The organism is Streptomyces sp. 3N207, from assembly GCF_052246355.1.
GTDB lineage: Bacteria > Actinomycetota > Actinomycetes > Streptomycetales > Streptomycetaceae > Streptomyces.
The window spans coordinates 39,227-59,501 of record NZ_JBQQBV010000032.1 but is presented as its reverse complement, the minus strand read 5'-3'; the positions used below and the strand labels follow the sequence as shown (position 1 = coordinate 59,501).

Below are 20,275 nucleotides of genomic sequence, written 5' to 3'. Positions count from 1 at the left end.
AATCCATGGCGCCAAGTGGGGCGGACATGCTATGGAGGGTGAGATGAGCGGGCCGGCACGCATAAGCGACGACGTCGAGCGGACTGTGCCGATGACTCCGGCCCCGCCCGACGACTTGGTCGCCGCGCCCGGTTACGGGGCCCGCCGGATGTATCAGGCATACCTGGCTGCCTGGCACCGTCACGTCGACTCGGTACTGACCGGCCCGCAGTTCGCGGTCCTCACAGTGATCCACGCTTATCCCGACAGCGACCAGAGCTATCTCGCCGGCGCGGTCGCCCTCGACACCTCGACGATGGCCGACGTATGCCGCCGCCTGGAGAAACGGGACCTGATCCGCCGTCGCCCCTCGACCCGGGATGCGCGGCGCAAGCTGTTGTCGCTGACCGAGCAAGGTGAAACGACCTTGCGCGAGATCAACCGACGTGCCCGGCGGCTCGACCGTGCGCTGCTCGGGGACGACGCCGGCGATGCCACGACGGCGAGGCTCCTCAATACGCTGGGGGAGCGCTGGGAGACCATCGCCGCGCTCGACGAACTCGACTGAGCTTGACTCCGCTCGATGGGAGTCCCACCCAGCTCGAGCAGTCCTTGCCCCCTCAAATGGTGCTGAGGCTGCGGCGCCCGGACTGTTTCCACGGCTCCCGGCACCTGCGCATCCGCTGGGAGAGACGGCGCGACATCCAAGAAGCGTTCTTTGCGCTTGCCCGTCGCCCGGGCACCGTCCTCGCCCAGCGGAGCCACTCACTGTGTTCGAAACTCTCTCCGTCCCCGAGCGGTAGGCCAGCAGGACCATCGCCCCTGCCTGGATGAGATGGGGGGGGGTGTGGGGCCTGTCACCGGCGGGGTGATCCGGGCCTCAGGAAGTCGGCGCCAGGGCCAGAAGGTCGCTGCACTCGGGCGGCGGTGTCGGGAATCCGGCGGCGGCGCCGATGCGTACTCCCGCCGGCGGCAGCACGAACGTCGAGGCAAGGGTGTCCGGCTGGGCGAAGACCTCGGATGGAGAGCCGTCGAGCAGGACCCTGCCCTCGTCGAGCACGACGATCCGGTTGGCGTTTCGACGGGCGAACTCCACGTCGTGGGTAATCGCGATGACCACCTTGCCTGCTGCGGCGAGATCGTCGACCAGCCGGCCAAGGAGGGCGTTTCCTGGCGCGTCCTGGGCGCCGGTGGGCTCGTCCAGGACGAGGACGGGGGCTCTATGGCGACGACTGAGGCGACCGCCACGCGCTTGCGGGCGGCGGAGCAATGCTCAGGACCTGTGGATCGGCCTGACGGAAGGAGGCGTACCTTCCCGATGGATCGATCGATAGGTCATCGAGCAAGGCCGACGTTGCACCGTCGGTCGGGAAGGCACGCCCGTGCTTATGGTAGTCAACGAGGACGGCACGACGCCAAACGGCGGCTCGCTGCTGGATGAGATCGTCCGCGAGGGCGCGAGGCGGATGCTGGCTGCCGCGCTGGAAGCCGAAGTCAACTCCTATATAGCCGAGTTGTCCGGCGAACGGGACGGTGACGGGCGCCGGCTGGTGGTCCGTAACGGCTACCACCAGCCCAGGAAGGTCACCACCGTGGCCGGAGCCGTCGAGGTCAGGGCGCCGCGAGTCAACGACAAGCGGGTCGACGAGGCGAGCGGCGAGCGCAGACGGTTCTCCTCGGCGATCCTGCCGCCGTGGTGCCGGAAGTCCCCGCAGATCAGCGAAGTGCTGCCGCTGCTCTACCTGCACGGCCTGTCGTCGGGGGACTTCGTGCCCGCTCTCGAGCAGTTCCTCGGCTCCTCGGCCGGCCTCTCGCCCGCAACAGTGACCCGGCTGACCGTCCAGTGGCAGGCTGACCACGCCGCGTTCCAGGACCGAGACCTGTCCGCCACAGACTACGTCTACGTCTGGGCGGACGGTGTCCACCTGCGCATCCGCCTGGAGGAGGCGAAGGCCGCGGTCCTGGTGCTGATGGGCGTGCGCGCGGACGGCACGAAGGAACTGATCGCGATGACGGACGGCTACCGCGAATCGTCCGAGGCGTGGGCAGGGATGCTGCGGGACTGCGCCCGCCGCGGCATGCGGGCTCCGGTCCTGGCCGTCGGCGACGGCGCGCTCGGCTTCTGGAACGCGCTGAACGAGGTGTTCCCCGACACCCGTCATCAGAGGTGCTGGGTTCACAAAACCGCCAACGTGCTTGACGCGCTCCCGAAGTCCGCCCAGCCCGCGGCCAAGCGCGCCCTCCAGGAGATGTACAACGCCGAGGACAAGGAACACGCGGCCAGGGCCGTCAGGGACTTCGAGCGGGCCTATGGGGCGAAGTACCCCAAGGTCGTCAAGCGGTTCACGGACGACGAGGACGAGCTGCTGGCGTTCTTCGACTTCCCCGCCGAGCACTGGATCCACCTGCGGACCACCAACCCGATCGAGTCGACCTTCGCCACCGTGCGACTGCGGACCAAGGTCACCAAAGGCGCCGGCTCCCGCGCCGCCGCACTGGCCATGGTCTTCAAGCTCATCGAGTCCGCCCAGGCCCGGTGGCGGGCCGTGAACGCTCCCCACCTCGTCGCCCTCGTCCGAGCTGGTGCCCGTTTCGAACGCGGCTACCTCGTCGAACGCCCCGAAACCCTCGCGGCATGAACAACCTCAACCGGTCCATAGAATGCGGCAATTACCCGCTACTGGACTTCCTCAACACACGCGGCGGCCAACCGTGGAATCACCCCCGCTCCTGACGTTCTTCATGGACGCTGCCGACCATTGCTTCCCGCCGGTCGACGGCCGGGTGACGGTGCTGCCGCCCCTGCCCGGGGGTCTCGAATGCTCGGTCGCTTTTACCGGTCACGCCGTCGTCGCCACCGCCATGACCGAGTAAGCCGTATACGCACAGGGCCCAGACGGTTTCGGCGAGTCGCTCTCTGCGGACTTCCTGCGCCACCTCGCCGGGCCCACGGGGTGGATCGGCGTCACCGACGCCACACTCACCGCCCGCGGCACCGGCGGCATCCCGCGCCTGGCGGAACTGACTGACGCCGACGACCATCCACGTGTCCGCCACGCCCGGTGGCTGCGGACAAACGTCCAGGTCCACGGCGACGAACGTGGCCTCATCACCCTGGCCGACGGCCTTGCCGGGCGGCGGGAGTTGAGTATAGAACTCCACCGCATCCAGGACAGCAGCCGAGGGCATGGGCGGTCGCTCCTGTCCGATGCCCTCTCGCTGGTCCCGGAAGGCGAACCGGTCTTCGCCGCCGTTTCCCCAGGCAACGCCCGCTCCCTACGTACCTTCCTCGCCTGCGGATTCACGCCCATCGGCAGCGAGGTTCTCCTGCGTCCCGAGCGAAGGTAACCGCCCGGCTGCAGGAACCGTACGCCAACCGCGTTACTGCGGTGCCTGCACGCGGCGCCCTCCAAGCCAACCAGTCCACAGGTATTGACAATTGCTCAGGGCGGGGGGCCCTGGTGTTCTCCGTGCCGATCGGTGGCTCGCTGTTCGGCAGGCTCCGTGCTCTTGGCCAAGTGACAGGGGGACGACCGAGAGGTTGACCTCCTCATACATACGTGCAAGCCTGTATGTATGAGGAGAACCGCTGAAGAGGCAGCGGCCACCCGGGCCGGGCTGCTGGATGCCATGCTCACCGTGGTCGTCCGGCAGGGTTACGCCGCGACGCGTCTTGAGGATGTCGCCGCCGAGGCCCGGGTCACGCGGGGCGCGCTGTATCACCATTTCCGCAGCAAGGCGGAGTTGTTCGGCGCGGCCGTCGCGGCCCGCTGGGGCGAGCTCGCCGCCGAGGTCTTCGGGGCGCTGGACGGCGACGAGCCCCCACTGGTGCGGGTGGAGGGATTCGTCGCGGGATACGTCCGCCGGGTCGAGGACGAACCTCGGTTCCGGGAGCTGCTCGAGGTGATCGTGCTGCGGACCGAGCCGCTCCCCGAGCTGGCGGCCGGGCTCGGTGAAAAGCAGCAAGCCGTCGAGGCGTGGCGGGAGGCGCTCGTTCCCGTGCTCGCCGCGGCCGAAGCCGCAGGGCAGTTGCGTCCCGGGCTCGACGCGTCCGCTGCGGCGGCGGATGTCGTCGTGATGCTGCACGGTGTCACGGTCGTCAGCGCCCTGAACGCGCGGGCGGACAGCGTGAGCGCCGTGACCCCCCCGGATGCCGGCCTTCTCGACGCCGACCGTCTGGCCCGAACCCTGGTGCGGGGCCTCGCCCGATGAGTGATGCCGCGAACCGCACCACCATCTCGATCCCTGGAGGATCCCCATGACCGACACCCCGATCGGCACCACCGGCGCCGGCGGCCCTCAGCCGGATGCCGAAATCACCCCGCTAACTGCTGAGGGGGCGAGTTACGAGCCCGAACCGGGCGCCGACACCCAGGCGGTCATCGACGCCTTCCAAGCGGCACTGCCATCGCTGCTACGGGACCGTGGAATCGACGACGCTGCCGCCGAGGAACTGATCGGCCGTATGAAGACGTCGCACGCCGAACTCGAAGATGCTTCAGGCGCCTGGCACGTCGATGACGCCGCGCGCCACCATGTGCGGCTGACGTCCCTGGTCATCGCCGGATCCCGACTCCTGGCAGGGCTCCTGCCGCCCCCGGACGTGCGGGAGGTTCTCACCTTCGCCCTCAATGAGCCACTGCGGGAGACGATACTGACCGGCGCTGCGGCCGCCCTCGACCACGCCCCCGACGCGTTCCGCGCTATGGTCGATTTCTCCAAGGCCAGGGAGAACCACTTCTTCGGCGCCGGGTTCACCTTCGAGCGTCCCCGTGACGATGACGGCGTCTACCAGGTCGACGTTCACCGATGCCTGTACCACGAGCATCTGGCCGCGCACGGCGCCGCCGAACTGACCCCGGTCTTCTGCGCCTTCGACGCAAATTGGATCGACGCCATCGACCCCGACCGGCACGGCTTCACCTTCGAGCGGCGCACGACCATCGGCGCCGGCGGCCGGCACTGCCCCTTCCACTTCCGACGTGTGGCCCCTAACCCCTCCCGATAGCAGCATCCACCGTGGCTGGTGCCTGCCTCATGTTGAAGGGCGAGCGATATCCGGGACTCTAGCGGGGTGGCCGAGCGGTCCCTTGTCGATTCCCGTTCTCTCGCTCCTGGAGGAAAGGGTCCATCGCCTCACGGTCGGGCATCCCGCGGCGCCGGGACCTCCTCGAGCGGTAGCTCGTTGTCACCGCGGCCAGCAGGACCACGTGCGCGAGCCGGGCCGTCGGGCTCAACCCGGGGTCGAGCAGCACGTCGCAGGGCACGGCGACTCACGGGCACGGGAGGACCAACGTGCACGACGCTCATGTCCAAGCCCCCTGGCGAAGCTGCGGCAACTGGTTGCAGTCAGCGATGCGCGAGGAGTTGACCGCGCTGGGCTTCGGCCGGGTTTCACGGGTGACAGTGCAGCGGATGCGTCTGACCTATCGCAAGCAGGGGATGTGGGGGCTCGACCATCGCACCACCCGCGGTCCCAGTTCCGCCGGGAGGCAGGATGAGCGGGCGGGCAGCAAGGAGTGAGGACGAAGATGGCTACCGGTGAACGCAGGGGGACGCCTGCCAAGCCGGCGCCAGGACCATTTCATGCGCCTGCCCGGCGCCCAGGTCGTCTCCACCCGGGCGCTTCTGACGGCCCGGGAGAACGTCCGCGCCGCGATCGAGGCGAAGGCGGTGATCTGCATCTACGGGCCAGGCCGGCAACGGCAAATCCTTCGCGGTCAATGCCTCCCTGCGGGAACTCGCGCCCACCTTGACCCGCCGGATCCAGTTCCGGGCCCGCCCCACCACCCGCGATCTGCGGCACGAGCTCTTCCATGCCCTGGGGCTGCACGGCCGCCCGCCCTCGCATGCGATCGAGTTCGACCGCATGCTGCGCGGCGCGCTGGAAGAGCCCCGGGTACTGGTCTGTGACGAAGCGCAATGGCTCTCGAAACTCTGGTGTGCCGGCAGCCGAGTCGCACGGTGACCGAAACCGATCCACATTCTTGTTTCACGCTAGCTTGAAGTGTTAATGTCGCGCTCATGGAAACGACCCCGCCCCTGCGCGCAGCTCCGGCCGAGGACGCACGGCTGGACCTTCTCCGGCACCTCGGAGACCCGGTTCGGCTGGGCGTGCTGGACCGGCTCGCGGAGCGCGGCCCTTCAACGGTGGGCGAGTTGGCGCTGTATTTGGGGACAAGCGCGCCGCGGCTGTCGAACCATCTGCGGCGTCTTCATGGCGCCGCATTGGTGGAGGTCGAGCGCACCGGCCGTCAGGCTGTTTACCGGCTCGCTGACGAACGAGTCATCGAGTTGCTCAGCGCGCTCGGAGCCGCGGTGGGCAGCGTCCCTGCGGACCGGTCACCGTACGAGCATCGATTCGTGCTGGCTCGCACGTGCTTCGACCATCTCGCGGGGAGGCTCGGTGTCTCCCTCTTCGAGCGGCTTACGGAACTGAACGCGCTCCGGTCGGCGGGCGGCACCAACGTGGAACTCGGGCCGGATGCCGAGAAGGTACTCGCCCGGCTGGGTGTGGATTCCGGCGCTGTCCATGCCGGCCGTCGGCGGTTCGCCTGTACGTGTCCGGATGCCACCGAGCAGCGGCCGCATCTCGGTGGGGCGCTCGGGGCGGTGCTGGCCGAGACTCTCACGGACAAGGGCTGGATTTCCGTACGGCGAGAACATCGTGAGGTGGAGGTGACCACGGCCGGACACGCCGGACTGCGGACAGCGCTGCGGCTGGAGACCGACATCACGAAGGAGAAGGGACCACGAACATGAGCAGTACGACCCTTTCGGATAGAGACGTGGAAGCCGCCAAGGTGGAACTCGCGGCTGCCTTCCGTGCGGCCGCGCAGCACGGCTTCCACGAGGGGATCGACAACCATTTCAGTCTGGTCGTCCCCGGACAGCCGGACCATTTCTTGCTGAATCGGTTCGGCCCGCACTGGTCCGAGATGCAACCGCATGACCTGTTGACCATCGATGCTGACGGACGTGTGGTGGACGGAGAAGGTGAGTGGGAACGCAGCGCGTTCTCCATCCATCTCGCAGCACACCGCACGAGTGCCGACGCGACATGCGTGCTGCATACCCACATGCCGTATGCGACAGCGGTCTCCATGACGGAGCACGGACTCGACACGCGGAGCAGCCAGAACGCCATGATCTTTCATGGCCGTTATGCGCGACTGTCCTTCGGCGGCATCGCAGATGATGAGGAGGAGGGACAGCGCATCGCTTCAGCCCTGATCTCGGGCGCTTCGGTCATCATGCTCGACGGTCATGGCGTCCTGATCGTCGGCGCATCCGTCGCCGAGGCCTGGTACAAGCTCTACTTCCTGGAGCGCGCATGGGAGGCGCAGGTCCTCGCCATGTCAACGGGCTCGCCCCTGATCCGGGTGCCGGAGGAGAGGGCCACCCGTACGGCATCTCAGTGGGATGTGGCCGGAAACCCCGACGCGCTCTTCGCTGCCGTCTGCCGGCGCCTCGACGACTCGGTGCCCGGTGCTTGACGCGTTTACGCAGCGACGGATCACGGGAGCGGACGGCGTCGAGATCAACCTGCTGGTGAGCGGCGCAGGACCACCGCTCCTGCTCCTGCACGGGTGTCCACAGACTCACGCCATGTGGCACAAGGTGGCGCCCAAGCTCGCGGAGCGGTTCACAGTGGTCGTCACCGATCTCCGGGGATACGGGGCAAGCTCACAACCCGTGGGCCACGCCGATCACTCCAACTACTCCTTCCGTGCCATGGCGAACGACCAACTCCAGGTGATGGAGACGCTCGGCTTCCCGCACTTCCGCGTCGCGGGCCATGACCGTGGCGCACGCGTCGCACACCGAATGGCACTCGATCACCCCGATCGGATCCTCCAGGTCGCCGTGCTCGATATTCTCCCGACCCTGACGCTCTACGAGAACACGGACCGGGATTTCGCTTCAGCGTACTGGGAGTGGTTCTTCTTCACACAGGACAGAGACTTCCCGGAACGTTTGATCGCTGCGGAACCCGAAGCATTCCTCCGGCATGAGCTGGGACACCTTACGGAACAGGGAGTGATCACGGCAGAGGTATGGGACATCTACGTGCGGGCCCTCACGAATCCGCGCGCAGTCCACGGAATGTGCGAGGACTATCGTGCGGGCGCGACCATCGACCTGGAACATGACCGCCTCGATCTCGACCGCCGAATCGAGTGCCCCCTTCTGGTGCTCTGGGGTACCGAGAACATCGTCTGGAACCGGTTCGACATGCTGGCCGTGTGGCGGGAGCGGGCTCGTACGGTGACGGGCGAGGGCATCCCCTGCGGCCACTATCTGGCGGAAGAGGAGCCGGACACCACTGCGCAACTGCTGGCCGAGTTCTTCGCAAACGGCTGAACGGCGTTCGAGTAATGCCGCCATGAGCCCAACACCACAGGTCACTGAACGCTTCTCATCCTGAGTGCCAGACGGTCTCGATGGCGTGAACGGCGGCGACGGTCCGGCTGATCCGGTTGGGGCTGCTGCGGGCTTTGCGGAAGATCCGCCATTGCTTGAGGCGGGCGAAGGCTCGCTCGCCGGGGGCTCGCAGCTGGGCGTGCTCCCGGTTGAACTGGGTGTACTTCGTGGGTAGGTCGCGGCCGTAGTAGGGGGTGCGGACCGTGGCGCCGGCTCCTCGGTACGCGCGGTCGGCGAATACCAGGATCTGCCTGGTCAGGCACGCTTGGATCACTCCGTGAGCGCGAGCGGCCGTGAGGTCGTGGGTGCGCCCTGGCAGAGCGCGTGAGTACCACAGTGCGGTGCCGTCCGGGCGGGCTCGGCACCGCGACGTTCATCCCGTGGTGACGGTGCTTTTGCGAGTAGTACAGCTCGTCGGCGGCCACCCGGTCGGTCCTGATCAGGGTGCCGTCCAGGATGAGGAACTGGTCAGGGTCATGGTTTCGCAGCGCGTCCAGCAGGGTGGGAGCGTGGTCGGCCAGGACGTCGACGGCCTCGGTCACATACCGTCCGGCCGTCGCGGTGGATACGCCGAACCCGAGTCCTACCTGCTGGAAAGTCTCGTTCTTGCGCAGGTGCACCAGCACGAGGAGGGCCTGCTGGAAACAGCTCAGCCGCCGCCAGCGCGAGCGTAGTTCACGCCTTCGGGCGTAGATGAGCCAGGAGACGTGCTCAACCACCTCATGCGGGACGTCGAGCATGGCACGATACGGGACCAACAGGGCTCCTGTGTCGGGGCGGTTGATGAGTGAGATCACCAACCAAACGACCAGGAGCCCTGCTACGTCACGAGCCCCACTGGCCGTTCGTCATCAGCCCTCAATCCCAGGATGAGAAAGCTTCACTGAGACTCGCTCAAGGTTCGGTGCGACAGGACACCCGCGGGCCGAGTGTTTCGTCGCAGCAGGTTGAGCGGCACGGCGTGCACAGTGGGTGCCCCGTGCGCTGCGAGGACGCCACCCGGCTTGGCCTCATGCGTGAGCGATGAGTCTGGGCAGCGGATCGGGTCTGCCTTGGTATGACTCGAATCATCGCTGACATCTCGGTCTCTCTCGACAGCTTCGTCACCGGACCCGACCCCGGCCCGGACAACGGTCTGGGCACCGGCGGTGAGGCCCTGCACACCTGGGCGTTTTCCGACGATCCCGACGACCGCCGGTATCTGCGCGGGGGGACCGCCCGCTCGGGCGCCGTCGTCCTGGGCCGCCATCTCTTCGACGTGGTCGACGGGCCGAAAGGCTGGGACGACAAGGTCGGCTACGGCGCCGGCGAGGTTGGCAAGCCCGCGTTCGTCGTCGTGACGAGTTCGCCGCCGGAGTCGGTGCGGCTCACCGACCTCGACTGGACTTTCGTCACCACTGGTCTGCCCGACGCCGTCGCCGCCGCGCGCGAGCGTGCCGAGGCGGTGTCGTCGCACAGCGGCAAGAACTTGGACGTCGTCCTCATGGGCGGCGGCGCCACGATCGGCTCGGCGCTCGACGCCGGGCTGGTCGATGCACTGACACTGCACCTCGCACCCGTCGTGCTGGGCGCCGGAACGCCACTGTTCACCGGCACAGGGCCACGCACGCTCGTGCAGCGGAGCGTGACCTCGACATCGACCGCGACGCACCTGACCTACGACGTCCTCTGACGAGTTCGTTTGGTCTCCTGACCACGCCCCCGCTTCGGGGATCGACGACGTGCACTCACACGAATCGGCGCTCATCCTCATTCGTTGAGAAACGATCAAGCTTCGCTGCGACAGATCACCGAGCGTCGCGGATCCAGCGAACCCCGACCCTGTCCCGTCTCCGCCGATGTGGTCCGCGTCTCAAGTGATCTGGTCCGATTCGCCTCTGGTCTCAGGCGATCGGGTTCAGCGACAGAGCTCCATGATGGTGTCGTCGAAGTCGGGGAACTCTCGTGTGGCCTGTTCAATCACGGAAGCTGCCGGTGCACGGTGGCCCGGCGCGAATTGCTGTGCGATCGTCGTCAGTTCACGATTGGGGTGTGGAACCCAGTCGGGCTCGTACGAGGTGGCTGCCTCCCAAGGACCGAAGCCGCCGGCCAGCAACCACAAGAAGGCGCCCAGGCCGCGCGCGACGACGCCGGTCTCCCCTTCGGAGCCGAGGAAGATGACAGGCTGCTCGACCAGTGCCCGGCCTGGGCGGACCAGCCAGAACGCGGCGTATCCGCCGGTGCCATCCTGGCCGAACACGCGGAAGTCGTTGCCGTTCAGCTCGCTGTTACCGGTCCATGCTCGGAACCAGTCGGTTGTCTCATCGGCAGACAGGAAGGCTGCGAAGGGTTCAAAGTCGACACCGTCACCGTCGGCGTAGTCGAACCGGACCGCCATGGCGGCGGCGAGCGCTGGAGGAAACTGGCGACCTTCGTTCGGCGTCACGCGAACAGGGTGCCATGGCCGGAGCCTTGAGGGGCTACCAGGTCTTGGCGTCATTTCGTAAGGCGGCGCCAGACCAGTTCAGCTGAGACAAGATCCGGCATCCAGCGGCCCGGGATCAGATGCACCGAGATTCCCGGCATGCTCGCATCTCAAATGATCTGGTCGCCGCAGGTCACAGGTCTGAGCAGGGCCAGATCATTTGAGACGGGACAGACCCGTCAGCGCCTGCCGGCCACCGACACGGTTCTGTCCGCTCCCTGATGATGGGGTTCCGCCGCAGTCCAGAGTTGATTACCCGGTGGGGTTCGCTCGACATCGAAGCGCCGACAGCATCCGGTCGATGTCCTGGGCGGTGGCGTCGGTGCCCGACCACTCGGAAGAGAAGCGGGGTGGTGGTGGAGGAGTTCAGCTGAGCCAGATGAGGTCGGTTACGCGGAATTCGCGGTGTCCGGGGTAGCGGGTGTAGCTGATCAGCACGGGGAGGCGGGGGACGTCGATGTTGTAGCGTCCGTCGCCCATGGGGAGGCCGGGGAGGGGTTTGTCGGCGTCGGCCGCGGCGCCGGCTTCAAGCGCGAGGGCGGTGAGGAACCGCACGATCTGGTCGTGCAGTTCGGTCTCTCCGCTGCGGCGCATGGCTTCTAAGGTGTTGGCGCTGTCCTCGTTGCAGTAGATGGTCCAGCCAGGCTGTTGTGGGTCGGTCACCCGCGGTCCCCGGTCAGGTCTGGGAGGGGGACGAGGTTGCGGCCTGCGTCGGTGTCGGCGAGTCGCTGTTCCCGGCCGGGGCGGCTGTCCATGATGGCCTCGATCCACCATTTGCGGAGGGTGGTGTTGAGGTCGTCGCCTTCTTCGGCCTGGCCGATCTCTCGGTAGAACGCCATGCGCTTGGCGCCGGTCAGGGTGCTGGCTACGGCGTCGATGGTGCGGGGGATCGGGTGGACTCTCGGGTCGGCCGGGTGTTCGGGCTGGGCGCTCATCGGTGCCTCCGCTGGCGTTGTGGACAGCTCTACGGTACTGCCCTGCCGGAAGGGGGCGAAGCGGGGTTCGTGCTGTTTGCTCCGGGCGGCCGGGGTGTCACTTGGCGGCCTGGAGGGCTGCTTCGCGTTCGGTGCGGCAGGTGCGGCAGAGGGGGCTGGCGCCTTTGCCGTAGCGGTGACAGGGGCGTCGGCAGTGTGCGCAGGGGCCTACTTGGCTGAGGGTGCAGTTGAGGGCTGCCGGGATGGTCGCGTCCATGAGGGCCGTCTCCAGTTGTGCCGGGCCCGGCTGGCTGCCGGGCTCTAGCCCAAATCGTACAGACCTTCGAATTTGATCTTCCGCTAGTCTCTCGCCGCAGCGACGTACGGTCGCTCCACATGCTTCACGTTCCCTGTCAAGCCAGCGTGTTGAGTTTCAGGGATCACTGAGGTCATGATGTCAACCGCGCCTTGGCGTGCTTGTTGAAGGCCAGGCCGGCGAGCGTCTCCCAGATCAGCCGGTGGGCGTTGTTGACCGTCAGGTCGGCGTGGTCGTACGGAGGAGAGACCTCGGTGACGTCGAGCGCCACCACGTTGGTCTCCAGGGCGATCCGGCGGACGGCTCTGAGTAGATCGGCCGGAGCGAACCCCCCGGGCTCAGGTGTCCCTGTCCCCGGGGCGAACCCGGGGTCGAGCACGTCGATGTCGATGGAGATGTAGATGCCATCCGTACCGTCGATCGCCTCGGCGATGACATCGTCCATGACCGCATTGATACCGCGCTCCCAGATCTCCTGCATCGTGTGATGGCGCATCCCCTGCTCGCGCATCCACTCCTGAACGTCGGCCGGTGGCCAATAGCCCCGGAGCCTGACCTGGACGAAGTCCCTTCCGGCGATCGCCCCCGACTCGATCAGTCGCCTCATCGGTGTGCCGTGACTGGCCAGGTTGCCGCGCAGAACGTCAGCCGTGTCGGCGTGCGCGTCGAAATGGATCATCCCGATCCGGCCGTGACCGTGATGCGCGCCGACCGCCATCCCGCTCGGCCACGTCACCGAGTGGTCGCCCCCGATCACCACGGGGATGATTCCGCGGTTCACCACTTCGGATATCCGCCGGCGGATAGCGTCTCGCGAGAGCTCCCACATGCCGGGCAGGACAAGCGCATCACCGTAGTCGACCACGTTGAGGTGGTCGAAGATCTCGATCTCCAGGTCGAGGTGGTAGCTGCCCGCATCGTAGGCGTTGGCGCGCAGTGCCCGGGGCCCGAAACGAGCACCGGGACGGTTGGTCGTGCTGTCGTCCCACGGTGCGCCGATCACGGCGACGTCGGGCCGCCACTCGTCGAGTTGCTCCGGCTCGGTGAGGTGAGGCCGCCGACCGAACGTCGGCACACCCATGTACGAGGACGCATCAAGCTGGGCCTGCATGCCGGACGGCAGGGCCGGTCGGTCACCGGCCGTCGTGCGTTCGCCACGGGTTTCCTGTGTCATGCGGTGGAGTCCACAGCAGCGACGATGCCCTGCCAATCGATGTAGCCTGCGGCTTAATGATCAGCTTCGCGCTGGGTGTCGAGGATCTCGCCGACACCAGGTTCGCCGTCTCGCCTCTGCAGGAGACCGTGCTCAGTCTGCGGGTGTTACGTGATCCGGGCCTGTCCGCATTGCACCTGCCGTGGCGCAGGGCCGTTCTCTCCAGGCTCGGTGCACTCGACACCGGCCTGCTGATGTCCCTGGTCGGAAGGCGCCATACGGTTCCCGACTTCCTGACCCCACGGCCCACGGGCTTCGCCCCGTCCTTCGAAGACGAACTGGCCGTCGTCCGCCGGACCTCCCCTCACGTGGTCCGCCGCGAACTTGAGGCTGTATACGCGCCCGACCCGCTTCCCGAACCTTTGCACCACGCCGCCGCAGCTTTCGCCGACGCCGACGCCACTGACGCGCCCGTCGCCGGACTCGTCGACACCATCTGCGAACTCCTGCAGCACTACTGGGAACTCGCCATCAGACCGACATGGCCACAGATGCAGCTCGTCCTGGAAGCCGACATGACCTATCGCGCAGGGCAGTTGGCCGTAGGAGGCGCCCGTCTGCTCTTCACCGACATGCACCCGAACCTGCGGTGGCATGACGGAGTGCTGCACATCGACAAGGCGATCGGCAACTACCGCGTCACGGCCTGTGGCCGGGGGCTGTTGCTGATCCCGTCCGTGTTCGCCCACAAGCCGGCGCCCCCCATCAGCCCGGACGAGCCACCAGTGTTGGCATACCCCAGCCGCGCGGTGGCGACGCTGTGGGCCCCGGCGCCGGCCGCTGACACATCCGCTCTCGCCTCGCTGCTCGGTACGCCCAGATCCAGACTGCTCCGCCTCCTTGCGGAGCCGCTGGCAACAACGGAGATCGCCCGCCGCCTCAGGGTGACCCCAAGTGCCGTGTCCCAACACCTTCGCGTGCTGTACGCCACGGGCTTGGTCACCCGGGCACGCCACGGACGGCGGGTCCTCTACCGCCGCAGCTCTCTCGGCGACCAACTGACCGACCGATAGATGAGCAAGAAGATGCGGCCTCGGTAATCTCCTTGTGACCCAGTCCGCGCCGTGTGGTTACGAATCTTCGGCAGGCCCTGCGAAGAATTCGGTCAGCGCACGGCGTCGTTGGTGCGGGCGGTCCAGATCGCCAGGGCGGCGAGCAAGGCGCAGGCGCCGCCGAGCCAGAGCACGCCCTGGAGCGTAAGTGTGTCGACGATGATGCCGCCGGCCAGCGCGCCAAGGCCGATGGACAGGTTGAACACCGCCACCCACAGCGAGGAGGCCGCTTCCACCGCTTGTGGGGCGGCCTTGATCATCCAGGTCTGGAGGCCCACGGAGACACCACCGAAGGCCAGGCCCCAGACGATCAGCAGGATGGCGCCGCCGATCGCGGTCTGGCCAAGCAGCAGGAAGAGTGGCATCGCGGCCGTCATGGCTACGGCGATGGTCAGCACGCTGCGGTGGACGCGGCGGGAGAGCGCCGATCCGGCGATGAAGTTGCCGATCATGCCGGCCGCACCGAACCCGAACAGCAGCGGACCGACGTAGCGCTCGTCGATCCCCGACAGCTTTTGCAGCGCCGGGCTCACGAATGTGTAGGCGGCGAAGTGTCCGAACACGATGAGCACCGTCGCGATGATGCCGACGCGCACGCCTGGGTTGCGGAGCTGCTCCATCAGTAGCTTGGGCCGGATGGCCTGGGAGGCGACCAGCCTCGGCAGTACCGCCAGCAGGGCGATCAGGGTCACGAGCGCCAGGGCGCTGAGCGAGGAGAAGGCGATGCGCCAGCCGGTCAGGTCACCGACCAGGGTGCCGAGCGGGACACCGAACACGTTCGCGGCTCCGACGCCGCCGAAAATGACCGCGGTGGCGCGAGGCACGTCCGGGGGGGCGACGAGCCGGACCGCCAGGCCGGCGGCGACCGCCCAGAAGCCGCCGATCGCTATGCCGACCAGCACCCGGGAGCCCACCAGCACCGCGAAGTTCGGCGCCAGGGCGGAGCCCAGGTTCGCGACGGTCATCAGGGCCATCAGCCCGAGCAGCAGGATGCGGCGGTCCAGCGCCCCGACGATCATCGGGACCAGCGGTGCCGCGAACCCGGCGACGATGCTGGGCACCGTCACCATCAGTCCTGCCCTCCCCTCGGAGACCGACAGCGCGGACCCCACGGAGGTCAGCAGGCCGATCGGCAGTTGCTCGGCGGTCACCAGCAGGAAGGTGCCCAGAGCCACCACGGAGACCGCCAGCCAGCGACTCTTATCCGGGGTCCCTGGTTCCTGTGTCTGGGTGGGGGTCTGCTCTGCGGTCGTCAACGGATCCTCCTTCAACAATTCGGGAGCGTTCGCTCCCATACGGCGACACTAATATGGGAGCGAACGCTCCACAAGTTGGGTAAGGTGAATTCATGGCACGCCCCCGACAGTTCGACGAGAAGAACGCGGTCACCTCGGCGACCGAGCTGTTCTGGCGACGCGGTTACCACGCCACCTCGGTGCGCGACCTGGGTGACGAGCTGAAGCTCACACCCAGCAGCCTGTATCGGACATTCACTGACAAGCACACGCTGTTCCTTCGCGCGCTCGACCACTACCGGGCCACCGAGTCCGTTCAGGCACGCCAGCGGCTGGATGCGACGGACCGCCCGGTCCGGGAGGTGCTGCGGGAATGGATGCTGTGGCTGGTCACCTGCCCAGCCGACGGCAAGCCAGGTCGCGGCTGCTTCGTGGTCAACACCGCAACTGAACTGGGCACCACCGACGAGAAGGTCCAGCAGCGGACTGAGGCCGCATTCGAGGTCACGCGCCAGGCCTTGCGCTCGGCCCTGGCCGAGGGGCGCGATCGTGGTGAGCTGTCCGAGGACCTCGACACCGACGACGCCGCTGAGCTGTTGTTCACCACGGTTCTCGGCCTACGGGTACGCGAACGAGCCGGCCACGACCTCAAGCGTCTGACCACCGCAATCGATCTCGCGATCCGGGGCCTGGGCCCCACGCCCCCGGAACCTGCCTGATTGCCCGGAGCCAGTGGAGCTGGCTCCGGGCCACCGCCGACTCAACGGTCTGCTACGGCGTCGGCTGCCGCTCGTCCGCGGGGGCGCGTGGTCCGGGCATGGTGGTGGTGGCAAGGTCCAGGCGGGCCTGCATGTCGAGGTTCACGTCGCCGTACGGGCGTACGTGCGACCAGAACAGCGGGGTCAGCCCGCGCCGGTCGGCCGGAGTCAGGATCCCGGCCCACTCCGGTTCGCCCAGGATCTCCTGGAGCATCAGCGTGTTCACGAAGACCAGCGCAGACTGCAGGATGCGCAGGCAGAGCACGAACATCTCCTGCTCGTCGCGCCGGTTGGAGGCGATCTCGCCGCCCTTGCCGTACGCGATGACGGCGCCGGCGCCGTTGGATGCCTCCATCACGTTCAGGCCCTCCTCGATCTCCCGCTGCAGCTCGCGCAGCCGCAGGTAGCGGGCCACGAAGATGGTCTTCTGCACGCGGCCGACCTCCAGCATCGCCGCGTAGGTGGGGTGGGAGGCGTTGCGGGTGAAGCGCCGCAGGATCGCCTCGGTGGAGGCGGTGCGGGTCCTAATCGCCGTCGCATACTTGATCATCTGGTCGTACTGCTGGGCGATGAGCTCCCAGCGGATCGGCCGGGTCAGCGCCGGCGTCAGACGGAGGTAGGCGTCCGGCCAGAAGTGTGGTGAGCGACCAGCGCCGGTCGGAATAGCCGGACGGCGGCGGATTCTTGCCTTCTGCTGGAGACGACGCCATGGTTCCTCCCCCTCTGAGCGCGCCCTGTCGCGCCCCGTTGACCTTGTCTGTCCTGCCCAGGCCGAGCGAAAGGGCAACCGGCGGATTCACGTGTTCCAGGCGTCCTGGGCCTTGGCGGTGGAGTCGGTGTCCGGCGGCCACATGCGGAGGATCTCGTCGTGTTCCGGGTGCGATGCGCGTCAGTGTGATGACGGCCGCGGGATCGCTGCCGTAGACGCCCACCCATTCGCGGCAGCGGAGATCAACGGTCTGTCCATAGCCAGTCGGGCGGGAAAAACAACACAGCACCAGCCCGGCCCCGCCCGGGGCCGGCACCAGAAGGAGGGGCTGCGGCCATGAGCTCGCTACTGACCGAGGGCGATCTCACCCACGAAGAAAACGTGGTGTGGCTGGAGAACCCCGAACACTTCGACTACGTCCGCCAAGCCCTCGACAAAACCCCACGCCGCCGCAACAAACCCCGCTACGCCCGCGACGGACGCATGGTCGGCTTCACCGAACTGACCAAAGACGCCGAACCCGACCCCGACTCCGGCCTCTACCGCCGCCGCGTCTTCTTCCTCCTGCCACACGACCGCGACAGCAACCCCACCGGCCTCTACCAAGAAGGCGCCCCCGGAGAAGCCGTCGACCCCCGCACCATCCAGCCCAAACACGTCGGCGAGAAGACACCCCGCTCACAAAGCGGCCCCGCCGCCATAGCACCAGCAGGCTGACTCCCCACCCCGGAGCAACACCCTCATCCCCCGAGGCGAGTCGCTTCAGTCGCTCTGCGGCGGACTCGGCCTCCGCACGAGGAACGGACAGGTTGACCTGACTCTGCTCCGCTCAGATCTGGAGATCATCCACGGGCGTGGTCAGCGGTTCTGTGACGATGTTGAGTGCTTCGCCTGGCGGAGGTGACCGCGCAGCAGGGTGCGCAGCTGGGGAAGCGGCAGGCGAGCACCCAACGCAGTGAGAAACTCCGGCACCCTCCATGTGATCAGGGCTCCCTGGCGGGGGAGGTAGAGGCCGACCCGGTCGATGCCGTACGTGTCGTCGTAGTCGAGCAGCAGATACCTGGCCAGCTGCTGTACCGCGGAGCGGGGGAGTGTGCGGGGGCGGGTGGTGACCTTGCAGTCGATCAGCAGCCCGCCCACGATGAAGTCCGCATCGGCCCCGCCCACGTCGTCACTGCTGGCGAACACCGGTCCGCACACCCGCTGTTCGTCCGGCAGCTGCCGAAACGGGGCGAAAGGCTGCTGCGCGAGCTGCATCTGCTCGGCGATGTCCTCCACCACGTACGCGGGGACGGCTGCGGTCAGCTGACCCAGGGTGGTGCGCGTATCGGCGGGGGCGAGCAGGTTCCGGCGCCGGGGGAAGACGCCCGTGCGGTAGACGGCTTCATAGAACCCCGCTACGTGACACAGCCGGGTCAGCTCCAGTACCCGGTGTACGACTTCTCGCTCTGGGACGCCAACCAGCGCGCCCTCTCCATCGCGATCCACCAGTTCCACGGCCACACGATCGCGCTGAAGGACTACAAGGTCGAGGGTGGCAACTCCTTCTCCGGCAAGCTCGTCTTCCACTCCTACGACCACTTCGGTCTCGACCCGGACGACGAGATCACGGAGTACGGCTTCATCGACTGGTTTACGCTCCAGCACTATGACCGGTTCGACGGGAAGTACCCCCCGCCGATTGCGCAGGCGGACATCGAGATCCCCATCAGTGGCACGTTCTGACCTCGCCGACCTGATGCCCCACAGGCGCTCGCCGGGCCGGGTCCTGGTCGTCACGCTGCTCGTCGTGACGGCCGGGTACCTGGCCTGGCGGGTCGCCGTCCTCGCGGGCCTGGAGGCCCACTTCGGCAGCGGCTTCGACGAGCAGCGCTTCAACCGGCTGCAGCAGGAGTACGACCGCCGCGAGGACGCCTTCGCCCGGGCCGACGCCCGGATGCGGAAGCTGATCGCGGAACACCCCCGCGCCGAACGCATCGACTGGAGCCGGTACCGGACCTGCGTCCGCGAGCCCGGCCGCCCCTCCGACACGTGCACGACGACGCCCCCGCGCGACCAGAAGGTGTACGACGCCCTCTGGGGCGTCAGCGTGATCCTCTACCAGCCCAAGGACGAGGGCCGCACGTTCTACCGCTTATACCACGAGGACCCCCCGCGCTACACGATCATGCGCGCCCCCGAGGACACCGCGGAGGAGGCCGAGGAGTACGCGGACGCCCACGGCTTCCGCTCCACCCGCCCCCTCGGGCCCGGCTGGACGATCCTCGGCCCGATCGACGACATCGGCCGCGAGGAGAAGCGATTCCCGTAGGAGGGCTCGAGGAACGCTTCGCCGGGAAGCAGCAGGGAAGCAGCAGGCACGAGAGCGCTGAAGCCGATGATGGAGGGTCACCAAACGAGACACGACCCCCATCGCGGCCGCTACTTCAAGCCCCAGCGCCTGCACGCCGACAAAGCCTACGACCGGGCTGACCTCCCGGTGACGACGCGACGTTGGAGGAGCGGCGCGGGCTGCGGCTGGGCGCGATCCGCGCGGCCACCCTCGCCCACATGGAAACCACCGGTGTCGTCAGCCTGCTCTCCTTCCACTCCCGTACCCAGGAAGCCCTCTCCTTCGCCCGTGGCCTGCCGGACGCGGCCGATGAACTGCGCGCGCCGGGCGGTTCCCGGGTGAGGTGTGGGGGGAGTGGCTGTGCGGCCTCCACCCGGCCGCCCACCAGCGCGCTGTCCTCGACCAGTTCGCAGGCGGTGTGGACGCGGAGGGCCGTAAGACGGAGTTCCGGATCCTGTCCTCCTGCCGCCTGCTGGGGGAGGGGACCGATATCACCGATCGGTGCGGTCTGGACGGTGTGCTGTTCGCCGACGTGCGCAGCAGCCCCGTCGACATCGTCCAGGCCGTCGGCCGCGCCCTGCGCCAGAAGCCGCACGAGGGCAAGGTCGCCCGCCTGGTCGTGCCCGTGCTCCTGGCCGCTGAGGACGAGGGCCGGGACATGGCAGCTGTGGCCGCGTTCGAGCCGCTGGTGACCGTCCTGCGCGCGCTGCGCGCCTTCGACCCGCGCATCGTTGAGCACTTGGCGCTGCGGTCGGCCGGGCGCAGCGCACGCCGGAGGACGTCCTGGCCGCCGATCCCGCCGGGGACCCCCGAGAGGCCGACAACACCTCCGCCGAGGGCGGTGAGCCGGCCGACGAGGACCACGCCCAGGAGCAGGAG

General features: G+C 67.7%; 25 protein-coding genes and 3 pseudogenes. 16 read left to right on the top strand and 12 right to left on the bottom strand.

Features of this window, described 5'->3' with window-relative positions:
• Window positions 1-43: 43 nt before the first annotated feature.
• Window positions 44-547 carry a MarR family winged helix-turn-helix transcriptional regulator gene (locus tag ACTWP9_RS33230; protein ID WP_443250046.1) on the top strand — a complete coding sequence of 168 codons (504 nt, stop codon included), beginning with the start codon at window positions 44-46 and terminating at the stop codon, window positions 545-547.
• Window positions 548-859: 312 nt separating this feature from the next.
• Here the strand turns inward: ACTWP9_RS33230 and ACTWP9_RS33225 are convergent, their stop codons facing one another.
• Entirely contained in the window at window positions 860-1,099 is a 240-nt protein-coding gene (locus ACTWP9_RS33225) for a hypothetical protein (RefSeq protein ID WP_443250045.1), read from the bottom strand.
• Window positions 1,100-1,361: 262 nt separating this feature from the next.
• Between ACTWP9_RS33225 and ACTWP9_RS33220 the strand changes: the two genes are divergently transcribed.
• A complete protein-coding gene (locus ACTWP9_RS33220; protein ID WP_443250044.1) occupies window positions 1,362-2,618 on the top strand; it encodes an IS256 family transposase in 1,257 nt (418 codons plus the stop codon).
• A gap of 79 nt (window positions 2,619-2,697) precedes the next feature.
• On the opposite strand, the gene ACTWP9_RS33215 is transcribed toward ACTWP9_RS33220, so the two are convergent.
• Complete coding sequence (locus ACTWP9_RS33215) at window positions 2,698-3,168, bottom strand: hypothetical protein (protein ID WP_443250043.1); 471 nt, start codon at window positions 3,166-3,168, stop codon at window positions 2,698-2,700.
• Window positions 3,169-3,555: 387 nt separating this feature from the next.
• Here ACTWP9_RS33215 and ACTWP9_RS33210 point away from each other — a divergent pair, with 387 nt between their 5' ends.
• The 7 genes and pseudogenes from ACTWP9_RS33210 (at window position 3,556) to ACTWP9_RS33180 (ending at window position 8,343) form a co-directional block, all read left to right on the top strand.
• On the top strand, window positions 3,556-4,191 hold the full coding sequence (locus ACTWP9_RS33210) for a TetR/AcrR family transcriptional regulator (protein ID WP_443250042.1): 636 nt from the start codon (window positions 3,556-3,558) through the stop codon (window positions 4,189-4,191).
• 46 nt (window positions 4,192-4,237) lie between these two features.
• Complete coding sequence (locus ACTWP9_RS33205) at window positions 4,238-4,987, top strand: L-2-amino-thiazoline-4-carboxylic acid hydrolase (RefSeq protein WP_443250041.1); 750 nt, start codon at window positions 4,238-4,240, stop codon at window positions 4,985-4,987.
• A 287-nt stretch (window positions 4,988-5,274) separates the two neighbouring features.
• Window positions 5,275-5,502: a hypothetical protein gene (locus ACTWP9_RS33200; protein WP_443250040.1), complete on the top strand. Its 228-nt coding sequence runs from the start codon at window positions 5,275-5,277 to the stop codon at window positions 5,500-5,502.
• 175 nt (window positions 5,503-5,677) lie between these two features.
• A pseudogene (locus tag ACTWP9_RS33195) lies at window positions 5,678-5,947 on the top strand (ATP-binding protein); the annotation flags it as partial.
• 56 nt (window positions 5,948-6,003) lie between these two features.
• Window positions 6,004-6,741, top strand: a complete 738-nt coding sequence (locus tag ACTWP9_RS33190; protein WP_443250039.1) for an ArsR/SmtB family transcription factor — start codon at window positions 6,004-6,006, stop codon at window positions 6,739-6,741.
• A complete protein-coding gene (locus tag ACTWP9_RS33185; protein WP_443250038.1) occupies window positions 6,738-7,475 on the top strand; it encodes a class II aldolase/adducin family protein in 738 nt (245 codons plus the stop codon). The genes ACTWP9_RS33190 and ACTWP9_RS33185 overlap by 4 nt, the downstream gene beginning before the upstream one ends.
• Complete coding sequence (locus ACTWP9_RS33180) at window positions 7,468-8,343, top strand: alpha/beta fold hydrolase (protein WP_443250037.1); 876 nt, start codon at window positions 7,468-7,470, stop codon at window positions 8,341-8,343. Before ACTWP9_RS33185 ends, ACTWP9_RS33180 begins: the two co-directional genes overlap by 8 nt.
• 55 nt (window positions 8,344-8,398) lie before the next feature.
• On the opposite strand, the pseudogene ACTWP9_RS33175 reads toward ACTWP9_RS33180, so the two are convergent.
• Window positions 8,399-9,203 (bottom strand): annotated as a pseudogene (locus tag ACTWP9_RS33175) (transposase family protein).
• 257 nt (window positions 9,204-9,460) lie between these two features.
• Here ACTWP9_RS33175 and ACTWP9_RS33170 point away from each other — a divergent pair.
• Window positions 9,461-10,075 (top strand): dihydrofolate reductase family protein, encoded by a 615-nt coding sequence (locus ACTWP9_RS33170; RefSeq protein ID WP_443250036.1) that lies wholly within the window; start codon window positions 9,461-9,463, stop codon window positions 10,073-10,075.
• A gap of 225 nt (window positions 10,076-10,300) precedes the next feature.
• On the opposite strand, the gene ACTWP9_RS33165 is transcribed toward ACTWP9_RS33170, so the two are convergent.
• The 5 genes from ACTWP9_RS33165 to speB form a co-directional block, all read right to left on the bottom strand.
• The gene (locus ACTWP9_RS33165) at window positions 10,301-10,828 is read right to left on the bottom strand and encodes an SMI1/KNR4 family protein (protein ID WP_443250035.1); all 528 of its coding nucleotides are present in this window, start codon (window positions 10,826-10,828) and stop codon (window positions 10,301-10,303) included.
• Window positions 10,829-11,233: 405 nt separating this feature from the next.
• On the bottom strand, window positions 11,234-11,461 hold the full coding sequence (locus ACTWP9_RS33160; RefSeq protein ID WP_443250034.1) for a hypothetical protein: 228 nt from the start codon (window positions 11,459-11,461) through the stop codon (window positions 11,234-11,236).
• Between the two features lie 65 nt (window positions 11,462-11,526).
• Complete coding sequence (locus ACTWP9_RS33155; RefSeq protein WP_443250033.1) at window positions 11,527-11,802, bottom strand: hypothetical protein; 276 nt, start codon at window positions 11,800-11,802, stop codon at window positions 11,527-11,529.
• 97 nt (window positions 11,803-11,899) lie between these two features.
• Complete coding sequence (locus ACTWP9_RS33150) at window positions 11,900-12,058, bottom strand: hypothetical protein (protein ID WP_443250032.1); 159 nt, start codon at window positions 12,056-12,058, stop codon at window positions 11,900-11,902.
• 172 nt (window positions 12,059-12,230) lie between these two features.
• Entirely contained in the window at window positions 12,231-13,271 is a 1,041-nt protein-coding gene (speB, locus tag ACTWP9_RS33145; RefSeq protein WP_443250031.1) for an agmatinase, read from the bottom strand.
• 56 nt (window positions 13,272-13,327) lie between these two features.
• Between speB and ACTWP9_RS33140 the strand changes: the two genes are divergently transcribed.
• On the top strand, window positions 13,328-14,323 hold the full coding sequence (locus ACTWP9_RS33140) for an ArsR/SmtB family transcription factor (RefSeq protein WP_443250030.1): 996 nt from the start codon (window positions 13,328-13,330) through the stop codon (window positions 14,321-14,323).
• Between the two features lie 92 nt (window positions 14,324-14,415).
• Here the strand turns inward: ACTWP9_RS33140 and ACTWP9_RS33135 are convergent, their stop codons facing one another.
• Window positions 14,416-15,618: an MFS transporter gene (locus ACTWP9_RS33135; protein ID WP_443250029.1), complete on the bottom strand. Its 1,203-nt coding sequence runs from the start codon at window positions 15,616-15,618 to the stop codon at window positions 14,416-14,418.
• A gap of 92 nt (window positions 15,619-15,710) precedes the next feature.
• On the opposite strand from ACTWP9_RS33135, the gene ACTWP9_RS33130 reads away from it, so the two are divergent.
• Window positions 15,711-16,316, top strand: a complete 606-nt coding sequence (locus ACTWP9_RS33130) for a TetR/AcrR family transcriptional regulator (RefSeq protein WP_443250028.1) — start codon at window positions 15,711-15,713, stop codon at window positions 16,314-16,316.
• A gap of 52 nt (window positions 16,317-16,368) precedes the next feature.
• On the opposite strand, the gene ACTWP9_RS33125 is transcribed toward ACTWP9_RS33130, so the two are convergent.
• Window positions 16,369-17,142, bottom strand: coding sequence for a Tn3 family transposase (locus tag ACTWP9_RS33125; protein ID WP_443250027.1), 774 nt, complete (start codon window positions 17,140-17,142; stop codon window positions 16,369-16,371).
• A 258-nt stretch (window positions 17,143-17,400) separates the two neighbouring features.
• Here ACTWP9_RS33125 and ACTWP9_RS33120 point away from each other — a divergent pair, with 258 nt between their 5' ends.
• The gene (locus ACTWP9_RS33120; protein ID WP_443250026.1) at window positions 17,401-17,781 is read left to right on the top strand and encodes a DUF6009 family protein; all 381 of its coding nucleotides are present in this window, start codon (window positions 17,401-17,403) and stop codon (window positions 17,779-17,781) included.
• Window positions 17,782-17,922: 141 nt separating this feature from the next.
• Here the strand turns inward: ACTWP9_RS33120 and ACTWP9_RS33115 are convergent, their stop codons facing one another.
• Window positions 17,923-18,345, bottom strand: a complete 423-nt coding sequence (locus ACTWP9_RS33115) for a hypothetical protein (protein ID WP_443250025.1) — start codon at window positions 18,343-18,345, stop codon at window positions 17,923-17,925.
• Between the two features lie 120 nt (window positions 18,346-18,465).
• Here ACTWP9_RS33115 and ACTWP9_RS33110 point away from each other — a divergent pair, with 120 nt between their 5' ends.
• From ACTWP9_RS33110 to ACTWP9_RS33100, 3 genes and pseudogenes are all read left to right on the top strand, one after another.
• Window positions 18,466-18,789, top strand: coding sequence for a DUF3289 family protein (locus ACTWP9_RS33110; RefSeq protein WP_443250024.1), 324 nt, complete (start codon window positions 18,466-18,468; stop codon window positions 18,787-18,789).
• Window positions 18,776-19,375: a hypothetical protein gene (locus ACTWP9_RS33105; protein WP_443250023.1), complete on the top strand. Its 600-nt coding sequence runs from the start codon at window positions 18,776-18,778 to the stop codon at window positions 19,373-19,375. Before ACTWP9_RS33110 ends, ACTWP9_RS33105 begins: the two co-directional genes overlap by 14 nt.
• Window positions 19,376-19,393: 18 nt before the next feature.
• Window positions 19,394-19,582, top strand: a pseudogene (locus ACTWP9_RS33100) (hypothetical protein); the annotation flags it as partial.
• Here ACTWP9_RS33100 and ACTWP9_RS33095 read toward each other — a convergent pair.
• Window positions 19,491-20,135 carry a hypothetical protein gene (locus ACTWP9_RS33095; RefSeq protein WP_443250022.1) on the bottom strand — a complete coding sequence of 215 codons (645 nt, stop codon included), beginning with the start codon at window positions 20,133-20,135 and terminating at the stop codon, window positions 19,491-19,493. The pseudogene ACTWP9_RS33100 and the gene ACTWP9_RS33095 overlap by 92 nt on opposite strands.
• Window positions 20,136-20,275: the final 140 nt, after the last annotated feature.